Origin of the sequence: Leifsonia sp. 563, from assembly GCF_040545055.1 — a bacterium.
Taxonomy (GTDB): domain Bacteria; phylum Actinomycetota; class Actinomycetes; order Actinomycetales; family Microbacteriaceae; genus Leifsonia.
Window position 1 is genome coordinate 562,131 of sequence record NZ_JBEPLE010000002.1, and the last position, 16,293, is coordinate 578,423.

The following is a 16,293-nucleotide window of genomic DNA, read 5'->3' on the forward strand; positions in this document are numbered from 1 at the left end:
TGTCCTTTCGTTGTGAGTGATCGATCAATCACTCTTGGGAGCCGGGTGATGGCGGTGGGGTCGAAGGGGGGATCAGGGGTGCTGGATGCCGTTCGTGAGCGTTCGTGCCCATTCCTCGGGCACGTCCTCCAGGCCGGCCGTGACCACCAGGTGGCACAGCTGCCCGTAGGCGATGAAGCGCTGGACGGCGTCGGGCTCGGCGCCTGATCGGATCGTGGCGAAGCGCGTGATCCGGGCGAGTCCGCGCCGGAGCGCCTCCCGGATCTCCGGGACGTCCGAGGCGGACTGGGCGTGCACCTGCAGCATCAGGAGCGAGCGGTCTCCGATGAGCTCCGCGTACGCGTCGCCCATCCGGTCGAGGATCACCGTCGGCGTCTCGCCGTCGGCGCTCCGGGCGCCGGACTCCAGCGCGTTCTCGATCCGCTCGAAGCAGCGCTCCAGCGCGGCCACGAACAGACCCTCCTTGCTCGGGAAGAGCTTGAAGACATAAGCCGGGGAGATGTCCGCGTCCTTGGCGACCGCCGCGATGGGGGTGCCCAGGTAACCGCCGACGGCGAAGACGGCGATAGCGCTGTCGAGCACCGCCTCGCGTCGGTCGTCTGCGGTGGAGAGTGTTCGTGCCATGTGAGTGACTGTACACTCACTCTTGCGACGAGGTCAAGAAGTTTGTGGGGGAGAGCCGGCTCAGGTGCGCCGGGTCGCGTCCTGGACCTCGCCGACGAGCTCCTCGATGATGTCCTCCAGGAACAGCACTCCGGCGGTGGCGCCTTCCGCGTCGACGACCCGGGCCAGGTGGCTGCCGGACCGGCGCATGGTGGCCAGGGCGTCCTCCAGATCGCTGCCGGCGAAGACGGTCACCAGGCGACGGATGCGCTTGGCCGGCACCGGGAGCTCGAAGCCGGTCTCCTCCAGGTCGAGCACGTCCTTGAGGTGCAGGTAGCCGGTCGGCTCGCCGTCGGCGTCCGGCACGACGTAGCGCGAGAAACCGTGCTTGGCGACGGCCTTCTCCACGTCGGCGGGAGTCGGGGCGGACGGAAGGGTCACGAGCGCGTCGAGCGCGACCGCGACATCCCGAACCTTCTTCTCGGTGAACTCGAATGCCGCCGTCAGGGCGCCGGTGCGGTCCGTCAGCACGCCCTCCCGGGTCGACTGCGACACGATCGTCGCGACCTCGTCGAGGGTGAAGGTGCTGGCCGCCTCGTCCTTCGGCTCCACCCGGAACAGGCGCAGCACCGCGTTCGCCGTCGCGTTCAGGGCGACGATGATCGGGCGGACGGCACGGCCGATGCCGACGAGCGGCGGAGCCAGCAGCAGCGCGGCCTTGTCGGGCATCGAGAACGAGATGTTCTTCGGGACCATCTCGCCGAACACGACGTGCAGGAACGACACGACGATCAGCGCGACGATGAACGCGATGGTGCCGATGACCTCCTCGGACCACCCGGTCGCGTGCAGCGGCACCTCCAGCAGGTGGTGGATCGCCGGCTCCGAGACGTTCAGGATCAGCAGCGAGCACACGGTGATGCCGAGCTGCGTCGTGGCGAGCATCAGCGTCGCGTGCTCCATGGCGTACAGAGCGGTCTTGGCGCTGCGCTTCCCGCGCTCCGCCAGGGGCTCGATCTGGGAGCGGCGTGCGGAGATCACGGCGAACTCGGCGCCGACGAAGAAGGCGTTGACCGCGAGCAGCACGACCAGCCAGGCGATTCCGGCCCAGTCACTCATGAGCCGCCCCCCTCTCCGTTCATGCCCTCGGTGACGGGCACCGGATCGGGCGTGTAGCGGATGCGGTCGACCCGGCGGCCGTCCAGGCGCTCGACGCGCAGGGTGCCGCCGTCGATCGCGACCTCGTCGCCGACCTTCGGCAGCCGGCCGAGCTCGTTCATGACGAAGCCGGCCACGGTCTCGTACGGCCCCTCCTCGGGGACGGTGACGCCGGCGCGCTCCTCCAGCTCGTCCGGGCGCAGGATGCCGGGGAAGGTGATCGAGTCACGCCCGCGGATGACGCCCGCTCGCGTGCGGTCGTGCTCGTCCGCCACCTCGCCGACGATCTCCTCGACGAGGTCCTCCAGCGTCGCGATGCCCGAGGTGCCGCCGTACTCGTCGACGACGACCGCGAGCTGGTACCCGCGGGCGCGCAGCTCGCCGAGCAGCGTGTCGAGACCCATCGTCTCGGGAACGCGCAGCGGGTCGGTCATCAGGGCGGAAGCGGGCACACGCGAGCGTCGCTGCCGGGGGACGGCGACGGCCTGCTTGACGTGGACGACGCCGAGCACGTCGTCGATGTCGTCGCCGATCACCGGGAACCGCGAGTACCCGGTCTTCCTGGCCAGCTCGCTGACGGCCTGGGCCGGGTCGGTGCGCTGCACCGCTTCGATGCGCGGCCGGGGCGTCATCACATCCGAAGCGGTGCGGCTCGAGAAGGCCAGCGTGCGGCTGAGCAGGGTGGCGGTGTCCTCCTCGAGGACACCGGCGCTCGCCGACCGGCGCACCAGCGACGACAGCTCGTCGGCGGTGCGCGCACCGGACAGCTCCTCCTTCGGCTCGATGCCGAGCAGACGGAGGATCCCGTTCGCGGTGCCGTTCAGCAGGGCGACGAACGGCCGGAACACCGTCGTGAACACCGTCTGGAACGGGATCACCAGCTTGGCCGTCGCGAGCGGAAGGGCGAGGGCGAAGTTCTTGGGCACGAGCTCGCCGAGGATCATCGACAGCAGCGTCGCGACGGCGATCGCCACGACGGACGCGATCGGCGTGACGGCGCCCTCCGGCAGCCCGGTCGCCGTGAGCGGTCCGCGCAGCAGCGAGCTGATGGCCGGCTCCATCGTGTAACCGGTGAGCAGCGTTGTCAGCGTGATGCCGAGCTGTGCGCTCGACAGGTGCGTCGAGGTGATCTTCAGCGCGGCGATGGTCATGCTGAGGCGCGACTCGCCCCGCTCGCGACGTGCCTCCAGATCACCGCGATCGAGGTTGACGAGGGCGAACTCGCTGGCGACGAAGAGCCCGGTCCCGACGGTCAGCAGCAGGCCGACGGCGAGCATGATCCACTCATAGAGCACGGCCGTCACCTCGCTCGCATCCCAGCGGGCTCGACACGGGCAACGGGCTGGCAGAGGGAGGGTCGTCCATTTGCCCGCCAGTATATCGAGGCGGGATGCGCTGGAGCCGGGGTTTCCGGGGCGGATTCCCAGCCGGCGTAGACCCTCGATTCCAGTGGCCCCGAACGCGTCGCACGCGCGTATGGTGCCGCCTGGATGAAGGAGGATCCCCATGTTGGAGTCTTATGTGACGTACTCCGTCCTTCCTGCTTCCGACCTGCAGCGGGCCATCGAGTGGTACCGCGACAAGCTGGAACTCGAACCGGAGCGGACGACCGAGGGCGGTGTGCTGTACGGCACCGGGTCTGAGGCGAAGATCTTCGTGTATGAGACCGGGAACGCCGGCACCGCACAGAACACGGCGATGTGCTGGCTGACGCCGGACATCGAGGCCACGATGGCCCACCTGAGGGAGCGGGGAGTCACGTTCGCGGACTACGACTTCCCCGGTCTGCACACCGAGAACGGGATCGCGACGGACGACATGGGCCGGTCGGCGTGGTTCCAGGACAGCGAGGGCAACTACCTCTGCCTCACAGAACCGGCCTGACCGCCGACGCAACGACCGGCGCGACGGCCGGCGCGCAGCTCAGCGCCAGCGTGCGCGGAGGTACTGCGGCGGCCAGTAGCCGATCTCGACGCCGAGCTCGTGAGCGGCCCGCAGCGGGAAGTGCGGGTCGCGCAGGAGTTCGCGCGCAAGCATGACCGCGTCCGCCTGGCCGCTCTCCACGATCTCCGCCGCCTGCTGCGGCGAGGTGATGAGCCCGACCGCGCTCACATCCACGTCGGAGGTGCTGCGCACGTGGTGGGCGAACGGCACCTGGTAGCCGGGGCCGAGCGGGATGCGGATGCCGGCCTGGATGCCGCCGCTGGAGATGTCGAAGAAGTCGGCTCCGGCCTCTTCGGCCCACGCGGCCACCGTCGCGGTCTGGTCCTCGTCCCATCCGCCCTCGGTCCAGTCGCTCGCGGAGAAGCGGACGAAGAGAGGCGCGTCCGGCGCCTCCTCGCGGACCGCCGCGATGATGCGAAGGAGCAGCCGTGCACGGTTCTCCAGCGATCCGCCGTACTCGTCGGTCCGCCGGTTGGAGATCGGGGAGAGGAACTGGTGCAGCAGGTAGCCGTGTGCCGCGTGCAGCTCGATCACCCGGAAGCCCGCCTCGACCGACCGGCGCGCGGCCGAGCGGAAGTCGTCCACGATCGTGTCGAGACCGGCCGCATCCAGCTCGTCGGGAGTGTCGAGCCCGTCGAAAGCGATGGGAGACGGTGCGACCGTCCGCCAGCCGCCTTCCGCCTCGGGGACGGAGCCGGTGCGGCCCTCGAAGCCCCACGCCGGCCACGACGACGCCTTGCGGCCGGCATGCCCGAGCTGGATGCCGGGAACGGCGCCCTGACTCTCGATGAACGCGGTGATCGGCTTCCAGGCGTCCCGCTGCTCGTCCGTCCAGATGCCGGTGTCGCGCGGGCTGATCCGCCCCTCCGGGTTGACCGCGGTCGCCTCGGTGAAGACGATGCCGCTGCCGCCGGTCGCGAACGATCCCAGGTGGATCAGGTGCCACGTGCCGGGGACGCCCGACTGGTCGAGCACCGAGTACTGGCACATCGGCGAGGTCCAGATGCGGTTGCGGGCGGTGACGCCGCGCAGGGTCAGGGGATCGAAGAGAGAGGGCATACCTCCATCTAAGCGCCGAGACCCTCCAGATATGCCCGGAGGCCGCTCGGCGATGTGAACACGTGCCCGGAGATCCCGAGCGCTTCGGCGCCGCGGACGTTCGCCTCCTTGTTGTCGATGAAGACCGTCTGCTCCGGCGTCACCCCGAGTTCGGAGAGGACGTGCTGGAAGATCTCCGCGCTGGGCTTGATGGTGCCGAGCTCTCCGCTGACGAACACCTTCTCGAACAGGTCGCCGAGGGTCCCGTGACGGAAGTAGGAGCCGAAGTCGCGGCCCGCGTTCGAGAGCAGCGCCATCCGCGTGCCGCCCTCCTTGAGGTCGAGGAGGACCTGGAGGGTGTCGTGGTCGATCGTGAGCCAGCTCCGGAAATCGGCGAGCCACAGCCGGTGGATCTTCGCGTCGCCCCAGTTCTCGCCGAGCTCGCGCTCGATGCCGCGCCAGTACGACTGGATGCTCAGTGTGCCCTGGTCGAGCGCATCCCGGTGTCGCCAGTACGCCGGCCAGAACACGTGCGGGTCGCCGCCCGCGAGTTCGGTCAGGGCAGCGCGGTCCTCGTCGGACGGGGTCACCGAGATGACCTCGCCGTAGTCGAACACGATCACCTTTCCGGGGATGCTGATCGCCATGCTCACAACCTATCGTGAGGTCGGTAGGGGTTCGATGGGCCTGGGCCGGTGTGCGGCCGACAGGAGCGACGACGGGAGGCGCCGATGACCGACTGGCAGAACTGGGACGAACGGGATGCCGCGGCATGGATCGCCGTGCCGCAGGAGTCGAGTGACAAGTACTCGCGCGGTGTCCTCGGGGTGGTGACCGGATCCGACCGCTACCCCGGCGCGGCGGTGCTCGGGGTGGAGGGCGCTTCGCGCACCGGTGTCGGCATGATCCGCTACCTCGGCGCCGACCGCCCGGCCGAGCAGGTGATGCGCCGCCGACCTGAGGTCGTGACCGCCCCCGGACGCGTGCAGGGCTGGCTGATCGGCTCCGGCATGGATGCGGCCAGCCGTCCAGCGGACGACGCGCAGCGCCTGCGTTCGGCCCTCCGCGACGGGACGCCGCTCGTGATCGACGCAGGAGCCCTCGACCTCGTCGGTCGCGCCTCCGCGCCGGTCGTCGTCACGCCGCACTTCCGCGAGCTGGCGACGGTGCTCGCCGCCGGGGCGGACGACGACTCGGATGCGGTGACCGCCGACGACATCGCGGCAGACCCGGCCGGCTGGACCATCCGTGCCGCTGAGAGCCTGGGCGTGACCGTCCTGCTCAAAGGACACACGACGTACGTCGCGGCGCCCGGCGGGCCGCGGTACGCCGTCACCGCCGGTCCTGCGTGGCTTGCGACGGCCGGGAGCGGCGACGTGCTGGGCGGCGTGCTGGGCGCCCTTGTGGCGACGCATGCCCGCGAGATCGACGAGGACGGCCACACGGCGCTCGCCGCGCTCGCCGCGACCGCCGCGTGGGTGCACGGTCGGGCGGGGGAGCGGGCGTCCGACGGCGGGCCGATCGTCGCCCTCGACATCGTTGGGGAGCTCCCCGGGGTGGTGCGCGAGCTGGTGCGTGCGGCGGGCTGAGAGACCGCGCAGCGCGGTTCAGGAAGGCGCCCACCGCATCCCCTAGGATGTGGCGCTATGGGGATGGATGCGGTGCCGCTGAGCGCCGCGCCGACCCCTCGGGCACAGCCCGGCCTGCTGCAGCGGGTGGCCTACAGCCCGCTGTCGCTGTGGATCGCGTTCCTCGCCGTCCACCTGATCATCAGCGGCCTCGCCCTCGACCAGGGCAAGGGCCTCGGCGACGTCTTTCTCGTCTACAAGCCCTGGGCCCAGCTCGCGGCGCAGGGCACCCAGATCGTCGGCGTCGACTCCGACTGGGTGTATCCCTTCGGCGCGATCGTGCCGGTCATGCTGCCGCTGCTGTTCGGCGCGGACGGCTATGTCTGGGCGTGGCTCAACATGGTGCTGCTGCTGAACGCGGCGGCCTTCGCCGTGCTGATCGTCGGCCGCGAGCCGCGCCGTCTGATCGCGGCCTGGTGGTGGCTGGCCTTCCTGCTCCTGCTGGGGCCGATCGCCGTCGGGCGCCTGGACTCGGTCTCCGCCTCCCTCGCGATCGTCGGGCTGCTCTGGCTGACCCTGCACGAGCGCGCGGCGGTCGTCGTGCTGACCGCGGCGACGTGGATCAAGGTGTGGCCGGCCGCCGTCCTGCTCGCCGCGGTCGTCGCCCTGCGCTCGCGCCGGCACATCGTGCTCGTCGCCGTGGTCACCTCCGCGGTGATCGCGGCCGTGCCTCTGATCTTCGGTGCCGGCTGGCACATCCTGAGCTTCATCACCATGCAGACCGACCGCGGGCTCCAGATCGAGGCGCCCGTTAGCACGTTCTGGATGTGGCAGGCCGCGTTCCACGTCCCGGGTGCAGAGGTCTACTACGACCGCCAGCTGCTCACGTTCCAGGTCAGCGGTCAGGGAACCGCCGCGGCCGGCGCGCTCATGAACCCGCTGTTCGCGGCGACCGCGATCGTCGTGCTGCTGATCGGCGTCCGGGCGTACCGGAGGGGCACCCCGTACACGCGGATCCTCCCGGAGCTGTCGCTCGCTCTGGTGACCGCATTCATCGCCTTCAACAAGGTCGGCTCACCGCAGTACGTCGTGTGGCTGGCCGCGCCCGTCGTCATCGGGTTGGTCTATCAGGGCCGGGGGTTCCGCATCCCGGCGCTCCTGGTGCTGGTCACCGCGGGGCTCACCCAGGTCTTCTATCCCTTCCTGTACGACTGGCTGCTCGTGCCGGACCCGGGGATGGTCGCCGTGCTGACCGTGCGCAACGTCATGTACTTCGTGATACTGGGGTGGACCGTTGCGGCGCTCTGGCGCCGGCGTCACCGCCAGGAGGCGGCAGGCGACCTGGTTCCGGCCCACGCGTGGCCGTTCCGCTCGGCCCCGGGAGCGCATCCCGAGCCGGTCGGCGGAAGCGCACGCTAGAAAAAGGAGGAAGACATGCTGGTGGCGTTCTCTGTCGCGCCGAGCGGCGGTGAGGGAGCGGACGCGTCGGTGCACGACGCGGTCGCCGCGGCCGTGCGCGTGGTGCGCGAGTCGGGCCTCCCGAACCGTACGGACGCGATGTTCACGACGATCGAGGGGGAGTGGGACGAGGTCTTCGACGTCGTCCGCCGCGCCACCGAGGCGGTCGGCCGATACGGGTCGCGCGTCTCCCTCGTGCTGAAGGCGGACATCCGTCCCGGGTACTCCGGCGAGCTCGACGGCAAGGTCCAGCGGCTCGAGGCCGCGCTGGAGCGAGGCGACTGACGTGGATGTCGACACCCTCCTGCTCCTGCTCTTCGGCCTGTTCGTGCAGTTCGGACCCTTCCTGATCATCGTCGCGGTGCTGGTGGGCGGCGTCCTGCTGGGCTGCGTCGTCGTCGCCATCGTCGGCGCGGTGCGGGCCGGGGTGTCGAAGCCCGAGGAGACCCGCGACGTGGATGTCGCCCAGTTCTTCGAGGAGCAGACGGCCGCGGCCGCCGCGGGTCGAAACGATTCGATATAGGCTGGTGCGGTGACCCCGCTTATCGACGGGCCGACGAAGCTGTCGTCGGCCCGTATCCGTCTTGCGCTGCTGGCGCTCGCCCTCGGTGGATTCGGCATCGGATCGACCGAGTTCGTCGCGATGGGCCTGCTGCCCAACATCGCGCACGATCTGCTGCCGCAGCTGTACGCCGCCTCGCCGACCGACGCCAACGCGCAGGCCGGTTGGATCATCTCGGCGTACGCGCTCGGCGTGGTGGTCGGCGCGCCCACGATCGCGGCGGTCGCCGCGCGCTGGCCGCGTAAGAAGCTGCTGCTCTGGCTGCTCGTGGCGTTCACTGTCGGCACCCTCGCCTCGGCGGTCGCCCCGACGTTCCAGCTCGTGATGCTCGCGCGCTTCATCTCTGCGCTGCCTCACGGTGCCTATTTCGGCATCGCTTCGCTCGTCGCCGCCTCGCTGATGGGGCCGGGCAAGCGCGGGCGCGGGGTCGCCTTCGTGCTGTCGGGCCTGACGATCGCCAACGTGATCGGCGTTCCGACGATCACGTGGATCGGCCAGCACAGCGGATGGCGCATCGCCTACCTCGTCGTCGCCGCGATCTTCGCGCTGACGTTCGCCGCCGTCGCGCTGCTGGTGCCCTGGCAGGCGGGCGACGCCAAGGCGACCATGAAGAACGAGCTGCGGGCGTTCACCCGGCTGCAGGTGTGGCTCGCGCTGCTCATCGGCGCTGTCGGCTTCGGCGGCTTCTTCGCCGTGTACACGTACATCGCGCCCATCGTCACGACGATCACCGGGATGCCCGAGTCGACTGTTCCGCTGGTCCTCGTGCTCGCCGGCCTCGGAATGACGGTCGGCAACATCCTCGGCGGGCGTGCGGCCGACCACAGCGTCCCGCGCAGCATGCTGCTGTTCTTCGCGATCCTGCTGGTCGGCCTTGCGGCCCTCTGGCTGACCGCATCCACCATCCCCGGCCTGCTGATCTCGGTGTTCGTCGTGTCCGGAGCGTGCTCGGCGCTCTCGCCGACCATCCAGACCCGGCTCATGGATGTGGCGCGCGACAGCCAGTCGATCGCCGCGGCGCTCAACCACTCGGCGCTCAACATCGCGAACGCCGCCGGAGCGTTCTTCGGCGGCCTGACGATCGCGGCCGGTCTCGGCTACCTGTCGCCGGTCGTCGTCGGCGGACTGCTCGCCCTCGGCGGCATCGCGCTGGCGCTGATCTCGTTCGGCATCGACCGGTCGCGCATCCGGCGCGGTGTCGCCACCGGTTCGGTCGCGGCTCAGCGGCCGGAGCGGACCCCGGTCTCCGCGCCCGTCGACTGACGGACGCGGGTTCCGTCAGTCGTTCTGCAGCAGGATGCCGTCCTGGATGGCGCGCTTGCGCAGGGCGACCTTGGTGCCGACGTCGTAGCCCGCCACGCGGTACTTCTCGCGGATGCGCTTGAGGTAGCTCTTGGCGGTCTCGTCCGAGATGCCCAGCTGGAAGGCGACCGCCTTGACCGGCTCACCGGCGCCGTAGAGCGCCATCACGCGACGCTCCTGCGCGCTCAGCTTGGGGGCGCCGCCGACCTCGCCGGCGTTGAGCGCCAGGTCGAGTTCGGCCGAGATGAACGACTCGCCCTTGCGGGCGGCGCGGATCGCCTCGACGATCATCTCCGCATCCTCGCTCTTCACCAGGTAGCCCATCGCCCCGGCCGCCAGCGCCTCCCGGACCACCGCGGGCTCCGAGTAGGTGCTCATCAGCACCGTGGCGACACCGGTCGTCTTCAGTGTCGAGAGCTTCAGCGAGATCGGGATGTTGTCCTTGAGGTCGAGGTCGAGGAGGACGACGTCCACCGGGAACTCGGGATGCGTCAGCAGCTCCGGCCAGCTCGCGACGGCTGCGACCATGCTGATGTCGTCCGCTGCACTGCGGATCCACTCGGTCAGTGCTCCCAGCAGCATCTTGTGGTCGTCGACGATCGCGATCCGGATCGGGGGTTCCTCGGCCATGGGGTGCCTCTCTCTGTATCGAACCAGCTGGGTCAGACCAGCTCGGCTGATGTGTCGCTCACCGTCGTGATCTCGATGCGCAGGGTCGAACCCGAGAACGACTCGACGTAGCGGCCCACTTTACGGATAGCTTGCCATGCCGCGGGGTCTACCCCGTTTCGCGGCACACCGCTGGTCGAGATCACGATAGCCATTGTGGCCCCAGGATTCGCCGTTCTCGGGTAGGTGCCGACCGGTCGTGTCAGATCGAGGGTCAGCGTCCGCGGCTGGCCGGCCCCGCTGCGGACCGGGTCGCTGATGAGCAGCCAGACCGCGGTGAGGAGGCCGTCGCGCTGCTCGCGGTTGAGGCCGGCGGCGAGCCCGTCCGGGTCGGTCAGCGTCACCGACGGCCCGAGGAGGGCGGACTCCGTGACGGCGTGGTATAGCCACGTCTCCCGGCGGCCCTGGATGAGGTGGAGGCGCAGCTCCGTCGCGATCGAGGCCGCGGCGTCGGCGGTGTCCTCGTCGAGCGGCAGCGCCGTGCGGCCCGTGGCGACGCCGTCGAGCAGTCGCTCGGCGGCGAGGTCGAGGCGGGCGAGCTCTTCGGAGGCCAGCATCCCGATGGCGTAGCCGGGGGAGACCACCGTGCTCTGCACCTGGACGAGATCGAGCTCCAGTTGCACCAGTGTGCGGAGCGACCGCACGATCTGCACGCCGACGAGCGGAGGCGCGACCGCGATGGCGACCGTGACCAGACCCGGACCGAGGAGCTGCAGGTTCGGCAGCGACCTCCAGATCTCGACGACGGCGAGCACGACCCCCAGCACCGCCGTGGCGAGGACGATGTCGCGGGCCGGGCGCACCGGAACGCACAGCAGCAGCGTCGGGCCGACGGCGGCGGCCGCCGTCAGGGGGACGATGGCCCCGCCGATCGGCCAGGTGCCCGCGATGTCCAGCGCCACGGCGGCGGCCCAGACGCCCAAGGCACCCAGGAAGAGCCACGACGGCAGCTCGTCGGGCAGCCGGAAACGGAGGACGAGGGCGGCCACGAGGGTCACGGCCACCAGCACCCAGGCGGTCACCGTGAAGCCCAGCAGCGGGTACTCGGCGATGTTCAGGCCGAACAGCGTGAGCAGGAACGCGATGAAGGCGACCGTCGCCACGTTGAAGCCGAGGTCGAGACGTGCGCGGCCGAGCGCATCCCGCTCGTCCCCGGCGGCGCCGCGCGCCAGCGGGCTGCGGGGAACGGTCCGCTCGTCGACCCGGGTCACTTCGGCACCTCCAGCACGACGGTCGTCCCGCTGCCGGGCGACGAGAACAGGCGGGCGTTGCCGCCCACGTCGCGGAGGCGCGCCACGATCGACTCGGTGAAGCCCAGCCTCCCGGTGTCGATGGAGGCGACGTCGAATCCCTTGCCGGCGTCCGTCACCATGGCGCGCACGTTCGTCTCGTCGTCCGTGATTGTCACGTGCGCCTCGAGAACGCCCGAATGCCTGCGTACGTTCTCCAGGCACTCGCCGAGGGCGAGGAGGAACGCGTCGAGGACGTCGCTGGGGAGCAGCACCTGACCGGCGCCGTGCCAGTTCACCTCGAGCCCCATGCGGCGGAAGCGCTGCTTCACCGACTCGAGCGTGTTGCCCAGCGTGGACTCCTCGACCGGCTTGAGCTTGTAGTCGCCGGACCGGGCCGGGTCGGGCGTGAAGCCGAGCCGCAGCTGGCGCAGAAGAGCAGCATCCTCGGCGGCCTGCTCGCGGAGGGCGCCGTGGCTGACGCCGACACCGGAGTGCGCGAGGAGCGTGAGCGTCGCCAGCACCGTGTCGTGCAGCAGTCGCGCGCTCTGGCGACGGCGGGCCTCCGTCTCGCTCGCCTGGCGCTCGACCCGATAGGCGCGGCTCATCGTCGAGATGCGCTTGAGGGTCCGCGGGACGGTGCGGGAGAGCCAGACGCCGGTGGCGGTGAGGGCGATCCACCCGGTCATCGTGAACACGAGCGTCTCGACCATGCGGGATTGGGTCACCCCGAGAGTGACGCCCTGCGCGGTCACCGTCAGTGCCGCGGCCGCCACCAGCAGCACGAGCCGGCTGCGGGAGCTCACACCGACAACGCACACGCACGCGACCGATGCCGCGCCGATCACGCTGACAGCGCTGATCGCGGACGGCCCGAGGGCGGTTCCCGGCAGCAGGTGGATGAGGATGAGCGCGACGCCCGCGACCACGATGACCCACATCCACAGGGTCAGTCGCAGCAGGCCGGCCAGCTGCCACTGCGCGTAGCCGAGGCACACGATGAGCACCAGCGACGCGAGGTACAGGGGGAGCGGAAGGGAGCCCGGGATGCTCAGGCAGAAGAGCGCTGTGACCGTGGCCGTCAGCCCGACGGTGCGGGCCGTCGCAGCGAGGAGTCGATCACGCTCCTTCTGGATGCGCGACATGCCCCTCCGTCCTCCGTCACACGTCGAGCAGTCGCCTCAACTGGGCGCTGACGGCGTCGTCCTCGATCAGGAACCCGTCGTGGCCGAAGTCCGACCGGATCACCACTGGAACTCTACCGTCCAGCGTGACCGGAACATGGTAGGCGATCTGCTCCTGTCCCTCGACCGGGAACAGGCGGTCGCTGTCGATGCCGACGACGAGGGTGCGCGCGGTCACGCGTGACAGCGCTGCGGCGAGGCCTCCGCGCCCGCGTCCGACGTCGTGGGAGTTCATCGCCTCCACCAGCGTGATGTAGCTGTTCGCGTCGAAGCGGCGCGTGAACTTGTTGCCGTGGAAGTCGAGGTACGACTCGACGGCGAACCGTCCGCCGCCGCCGAGCGGGCTGATCTCGCTCTGCCATGCCCGCTGGAAGCGCTCGTTCAGCTCGGACGGGCTGCGGTAGTTCAGCAGGGCCATCCGCCGCGCGAGCGCGAGTCCGCGGTGCGGGCCGTCGCCGTCCTCCGCGTCGTAGTACTGGCCGCCGCGGAACAGCGGGTCGGTGCGCACCGCCTCGATCTGGACCGAGTTGAGGGCGATCTGGTCGGCGGTCGAATACGGGGGAGCGGCGATCACAGCGAGCCGTTCGACGCGCTCCGGGAACATGACCGCCCACTCCAGGGCCTGCATCCCGCCCATCGAGCCGCCGACGACCGCAGCCCAGCGGTCCAGCCCGATGGCGTCCGCGAGAGCTGCCTGCGCGGCGACCTGGTCGCGGATGGTCGTGAACGGGAAGCGGGCGCCCCACTCGGCGCCGTCCGGGGCGAGGGAGGCGGGACCGGTCGTGCCCTGGCAGCCGCCCAGCATGTTCGGCGCCACGACGTACCAGCGTTCGGTGTCGATCGCCTTGCCGGGTCCGATGATGCCCTGCCACCAGCCGGCCGTGCGGTGGCCGCGACCGGCGGGGCCGACTGCGTGCGAGTCACCGGTCAGGGCGTGCAGCACCAGCACGGCGTTGTCGCGCTCCGGCGACAGCGTGCCCCAGGTCTCGTAGGCGACTCGGACGAACGGGAGGGTCTCGCCGCTCTCGAAGGAGAACGCACCGATCCCGGCGAACTGCCGGTCGCCGGCCGGATCGGACTCCTTCCAGGCGCCGCTCGCCGGCGGCTTCCCGAGCAGCGTCCTCGCCTGCGCCTCCGTGATGAAACTCGACGGCGCCGTGTCGGCGGATGTCTGCCACTCCATACCGCTCATTCTCCCGGACGTCGCGCTCCGCCCTTGCTCTGTTACGCCGCGCACTCCCACCCACCGTCGAGTACGCAAAAACTGCACGCGAAACCCGAGTTTCGCGTGCAGTTTTTGCGTACTCGACGGTGGGCGCCGAGCGGAGGGGCGGGGGGTTACGCGCGGGCGGCCTCGGCGACGGAGCGCGCAGCGGCGAGGCCCGCGGAGAGGTCCGCCTTCAGGTCGTCGACATTCTCCAGACCCACCGAGAGGCGGACGAGGCCCGGGGTGACGCCGGCGGTCAGCTGCTGCTCGGGCGTGAGCTGCGAGTGCGTGGTCGACGCCGGGTGGATGACGAGGCTGCGGACGTCGCCGATGTTCGCCAGGTGGCTGAACAGCGAGAGGTTGTCGACGAGGGCAGCGCCCGCATCCACACCGCCCTTGAGCTCGAACGAGAGCACCGCGCCGACACCCTTCGGGGCGTACTTGTTGGCGGTCGCGTACCACGGGCTGGTCGGCAGACCCGAGTAGTTGACCGACGCGACATCGGGGTGCGACTCGAGGAACTCGGCGATCTCCTGCGCGTTCTGCGTGTGACGCTCGACGCGGAGCGACAGCGTCTCGATGCCCTGGATGAGCTGCCAGGCGCTCGCCGGTGCGATCGCCGCACCGAGATCGCGGAGCAGCTGCACGCGCGCCTTGATGATGTAGGCGAGCGCGTCTCCGACCGCTGCGGTGTAGCTGGCGCCGTGGTACGACGGGTCCGGCTCGGTGAGGCCCGGGAACTTCTCGACGTTCTTCGACCATTCGAACGAGCCGCCGTCGACGATGATGCCGCCGATGACCGTGCCGTGACCGCCGAGGAACTTGGTCGCCGAGTGGACGACGATGTCGGCGCCGTGCTCGAACGGGCGGATCAGGTACGGCGTCGCGATCGTGTTGTCGACGATCAGCGGGACGCCCGCCTCGTGCGCGACCTCGGCGACGAGGGCGATGTCGAGGATGTTGATCTTCGGGTTGCCGATGGTCTCGGCGAAGAACAGCTTGGTGTTCGGGCGGACCGCGCGACGCCACTCCTCGGCGTCGTCCTGGTTCTCGACGAAGGTGGTCTCGATGCCGAGCTTCGCGAGCGTGTACTTGAACAGGTTGTACGTGCCGCCGTAGATCGAGCTGGAGGAGACGATGTGGTCGCCCGCCTGCGCGATGTTCAGCACCGCGAAGGTCTCAGCGGCCTGACCGGAGGCGACGAGGAGGGCGCCGGTGCCCCCTTCGAGCGCGGCGACGCGCTCCTCGACGACCGCCTGGGTCGGGTTCTGGATGCGCGTGTAGATGTTGCCGAACTCGGCGAGGGCGAACAGGTTCTTCGCGTGCTCCGCGTTGTTGAACACGTACGACGTGGTCTGGTAGATCGGGGTCGCGCGGGCGTTGGTCACCGGGTCGGGAGCAGCGCCGGAGTGGATCTGCTTGGTTTCGAACTGCCAGTCTGCGGCGTCGGTCATGGCGTCTCTCCTTCGGGTCTGTGAGCGCATGGTGCGCAGGGTCTGCGAGCGGTCGGCCACCGCCGTTGTCAGCAGGCTAGACGCGCCGTCCCACGCGGGCAACGTATCCGAAACACGCCGTAACCCGCGACAATGAGGGCATGAGCAGACGTGTGGTCGTGACGGGAGCGAGTTCGGGCATCGGGGCGGCGACGGTCCGCGCCTTCCGGAGCGAGGGCTGGGACGTGGTGGCGGTGGCCCGCCGGGAGGACCGCCTGCGGGCGCTGGCCGACGAGACCGGCGCCGAGTTCGTCGTCGCCGACCTGACGAAGCAGGAAGACGTGGATGCGCTCCGCGACCACCTGGCTTCGACCGGCGGCATCCACGCGCTCGTCAACAACGCGGGAGGCGCGCACGGGCTCGACTCCGTTGAGGCCTCCAGCGTCGACGACTGGGTGTGGATGTACGAGATCAACGTCATCGGCACGAAGCGGGTCATCTCCGCCCTCCTCCCGCTGCTGCGGGCCGGCGCGACCGAGACGGGCCACGCGGACATCGCGGTCGTCACCTCCATCGCGGGCCTGACCACGTACGTGGGCGGAGGCGGGTACAACGCCGCGAAGTTCGCCGAGCACGCCCTCACCGAGGTGCTGCGGCTGGAGCTGAACGGCGAGCCGATCCGCGTCGTCGAGATCGCGCCGGGGATGGTGGCGACGGAGGAGTTCTCGCTCGTCCGCTTCGGCGGCGACAAAGCCAGGAGGGATGCCGTCTACGAGGATGTGCCCGAGCCGCTCTCGGCCGAGGACGTCGCCGACACGATCGTCCACGCGCTCACCCGCCCCCGCCACGTCGACCTCGACCTGATCGTGGTCAAGCCGGTCGCCCAGGCGGCGCCGTACCGGCTGCACAAGGGCGAGCTGACGGTCCGCGGCTGAGGC

At 70.2% G+C, this 16,293-nt stretch carries 17 protein-coding genes; 7 read left to right on the top strand and 10 right to left on the bottom strand.

The features are described from left to right. Positions 1-72: 72 nt before the first annotated feature. Genes ABIC47_RS09610 through ABIC47_RS09620 form a run of 3 tightly spaced genes read right to left on the bottom strand, consistent with a single transcriptional unit; the run spans position 73 to position 3,038 of the window. Positions 73-624, bottom strand: coding sequence for a TetR/AcrR family transcriptional regulator (locus ABIC47_RS09610; RefSeq protein WP_089874901.1), 552 nt, complete (start codon positions 622-624; stop codon positions 73-75). 60 nt (positions 625-684) lie between these two features. Further along, positions 685-1,722, bottom strand: coding sequence for a hemolysin family protein (locus tag ABIC47_RS09615; RefSeq protein WP_020075362.1), 1,038 nt, complete (start codon positions 1,720-1,722; stop codon positions 685-687). Next, the gene (locus ABIC47_RS09620; RefSeq protein ID WP_354480140.1) at positions 1,719-3,038 is read right to left on the bottom strand and encodes a hemolysin family protein; all 1,320 of its coding nucleotides are present in this window, start codon (positions 3,036-3,038) and stop codon (positions 1,719-1,721) included. The genes ABIC47_RS09615 and ABIC47_RS09620 overlap by 4 nt, the downstream gene beginning before the upstream one ends. A 229-nt stretch (positions 3,039-3,267) precedes the next feature. Between ABIC47_RS09620 and ABIC47_RS09625 the strand changes: the two genes are divergently transcribed. Beyond that, complete coding sequence (locus ABIC47_RS09625) at positions 3,268-3,645, top strand: VOC family protein (RefSeq protein WP_018190131.1); 378 nt, start codon at positions 3,268-3,270, stop codon at positions 3,643-3,645. Between the two features lie 39 nt (positions 3,646-3,684). Here the strand turns inward: ABIC47_RS09625 and ABIC47_RS09630 are convergent, their stop codons facing one another. Both ABIC47_RS09630 and ABIC47_RS09635 read right to left on the bottom strand, forming a co-directional pair. Beyond that, a complete protein-coding gene (locus ABIC47_RS09630) occupies positions 3,685-4,764 on the bottom strand; it encodes an NADH:flavin oxidoreductase/NADH oxidase (protein ID WP_020075359.1) in 1,080 nt (359 codons plus the stop codon). Positions 4,765-4,772: 8 nt separating this feature from the next. Next, complete coding sequence (locus tag ABIC47_RS09635; protein ID WP_354479784.1) at positions 4,773-5,390, bottom strand: HAD family hydrolase; 618 nt, start codon at positions 5,388-5,390, stop codon at positions 4,773-4,775. An 84-nt stretch (positions 5,391-5,474) separates the two neighbouring features. Between ABIC47_RS09635 and ABIC47_RS09640 the strand changes: the two genes are divergently transcribed. From ABIC47_RS09640 to ABIC47_RS09660, 5 genes are read left to right on the top strand one after another with little or no spacing between them, the layout of a single operon-like run. Beyond that, positions 5,475-6,332, top strand: coding sequence for an ADP-dependent NAD(P)H-hydrate dehydratase (locus ABIC47_RS09640; protein WP_089874907.1), 858 nt, complete (start codon positions 5,475-5,477; stop codon positions 6,330-6,332). 57 nt (positions 6,333-6,389) lie between these two features. Further along, a complete protein-coding gene (locus ABIC47_RS09645; RefSeq protein WP_354479787.1) occupies positions 6,390-7,730 on the top strand; it encodes a glycosyltransferase family protein in 1,341 nt (446 codons plus the stop codon). Between the two features lie 15 nt (positions 7,731-7,745). Further along, positions 7,746-8,054, top strand: coding sequence for a thiamine-binding protein (locus tag ABIC47_RS09650; protein ID WP_018190136.1), 309 nt, complete (start codon positions 7,746-7,748; stop codon positions 8,052-8,054). 1 nt (position 8,055) lies between these two features. After that, the gene (locus ABIC47_RS09655) at positions 8,056-8,292 is read left to right on the top strand and encodes a hypothetical protein (protein WP_354479791.1); all 237 of its coding nucleotides are present in this window, start codon (positions 8,056-8,058) and stop codon (positions 8,290-8,292) included. 9 nt (positions 8,293-8,301) lie between these two features. Next, positions 8,302-9,594: an MFS transporter gene (locus tag ABIC47_RS09660; protein ID WP_354479794.1), complete on the top strand. Its 1,293-nt coding sequence runs from the start codon at positions 8,302-8,304 to the stop codon at positions 9,592-9,594. Between the two features lie 15 nt (positions 9,595-9,609). Here the strand turns inward: ABIC47_RS09660 and ABIC47_RS09665 are convergent, their stop codons facing one another. From ABIC47_RS09665 to ABIC47_RS09685, 5 genes are all read right to left on the bottom strand, one after another. Next, complete coding sequence (locus tag ABIC47_RS09665) at positions 9,610-10,263, bottom strand: response regulator (protein ID WP_018190139.1); 654 nt, start codon at positions 10,261-10,263, stop codon at positions 9,610-9,612. Between the two features lie 32 nt (positions 10,264-10,295). Beyond that, complete coding sequence (locus ABIC47_RS09670; protein WP_018190140.1) at positions 10,296-11,513, bottom strand: hypothetical protein; 1,218 nt, start codon at positions 11,511-11,513, stop codon at positions 10,296-10,298. Then, positions 11,510-12,676: a sensor histidine kinase gene (locus ABIC47_RS09675; RefSeq protein ID WP_354479798.1), complete on the bottom strand. Its 1,167-nt coding sequence runs from the start codon at positions 12,674-12,676 to the stop codon at positions 11,510-11,512. The genes ABIC47_RS09670 and ABIC47_RS09675 overlap by 4 nt, the downstream gene beginning before the upstream one ends. A gap of 16 nt (positions 12,677-12,692) precedes the next feature. Then, on the bottom strand, positions 12,693-13,898 hold the full coding sequence (gene metX / locus ABIC47_RS09680) for a homoserine O-acetyltransferase MetX (RefSeq protein ID WP_354479801.1): 1,206 nt from the start codon (positions 13,896-13,898) through the stop codon (positions 12,693-12,695). A gap of 155 nt (positions 13,899-14,053) precedes the next feature. Continuing rightward, positions 14,054-15,376, bottom strand: a complete 1,323-nt coding sequence (locus ABIC47_RS09685; RefSeq protein ID WP_018190143.1) for a bifunctional o-acetylhomoserine/o-acetylserine sulfhydrylase — start codon at positions 15,374-15,376, stop codon at positions 14,054-14,056. A gap of 140 nt (positions 15,377-15,516) precedes the next feature. Between ABIC47_RS09685 and ABIC47_RS09690 the strand changes: the two genes are divergently transcribed. Next, positions 15,517-16,290 carry an SDR family oxidoreductase gene (locus tag ABIC47_RS09690; RefSeq protein ID WP_354479804.1) on the top strand — a complete coding sequence of 258 codons (774 nt, stop codon included), beginning with the start codon at positions 15,517-15,519 and terminating at the stop codon, positions 16,288-16,290. Positions 16,291-16,293 lie beyond the last annotated feature (3 nt).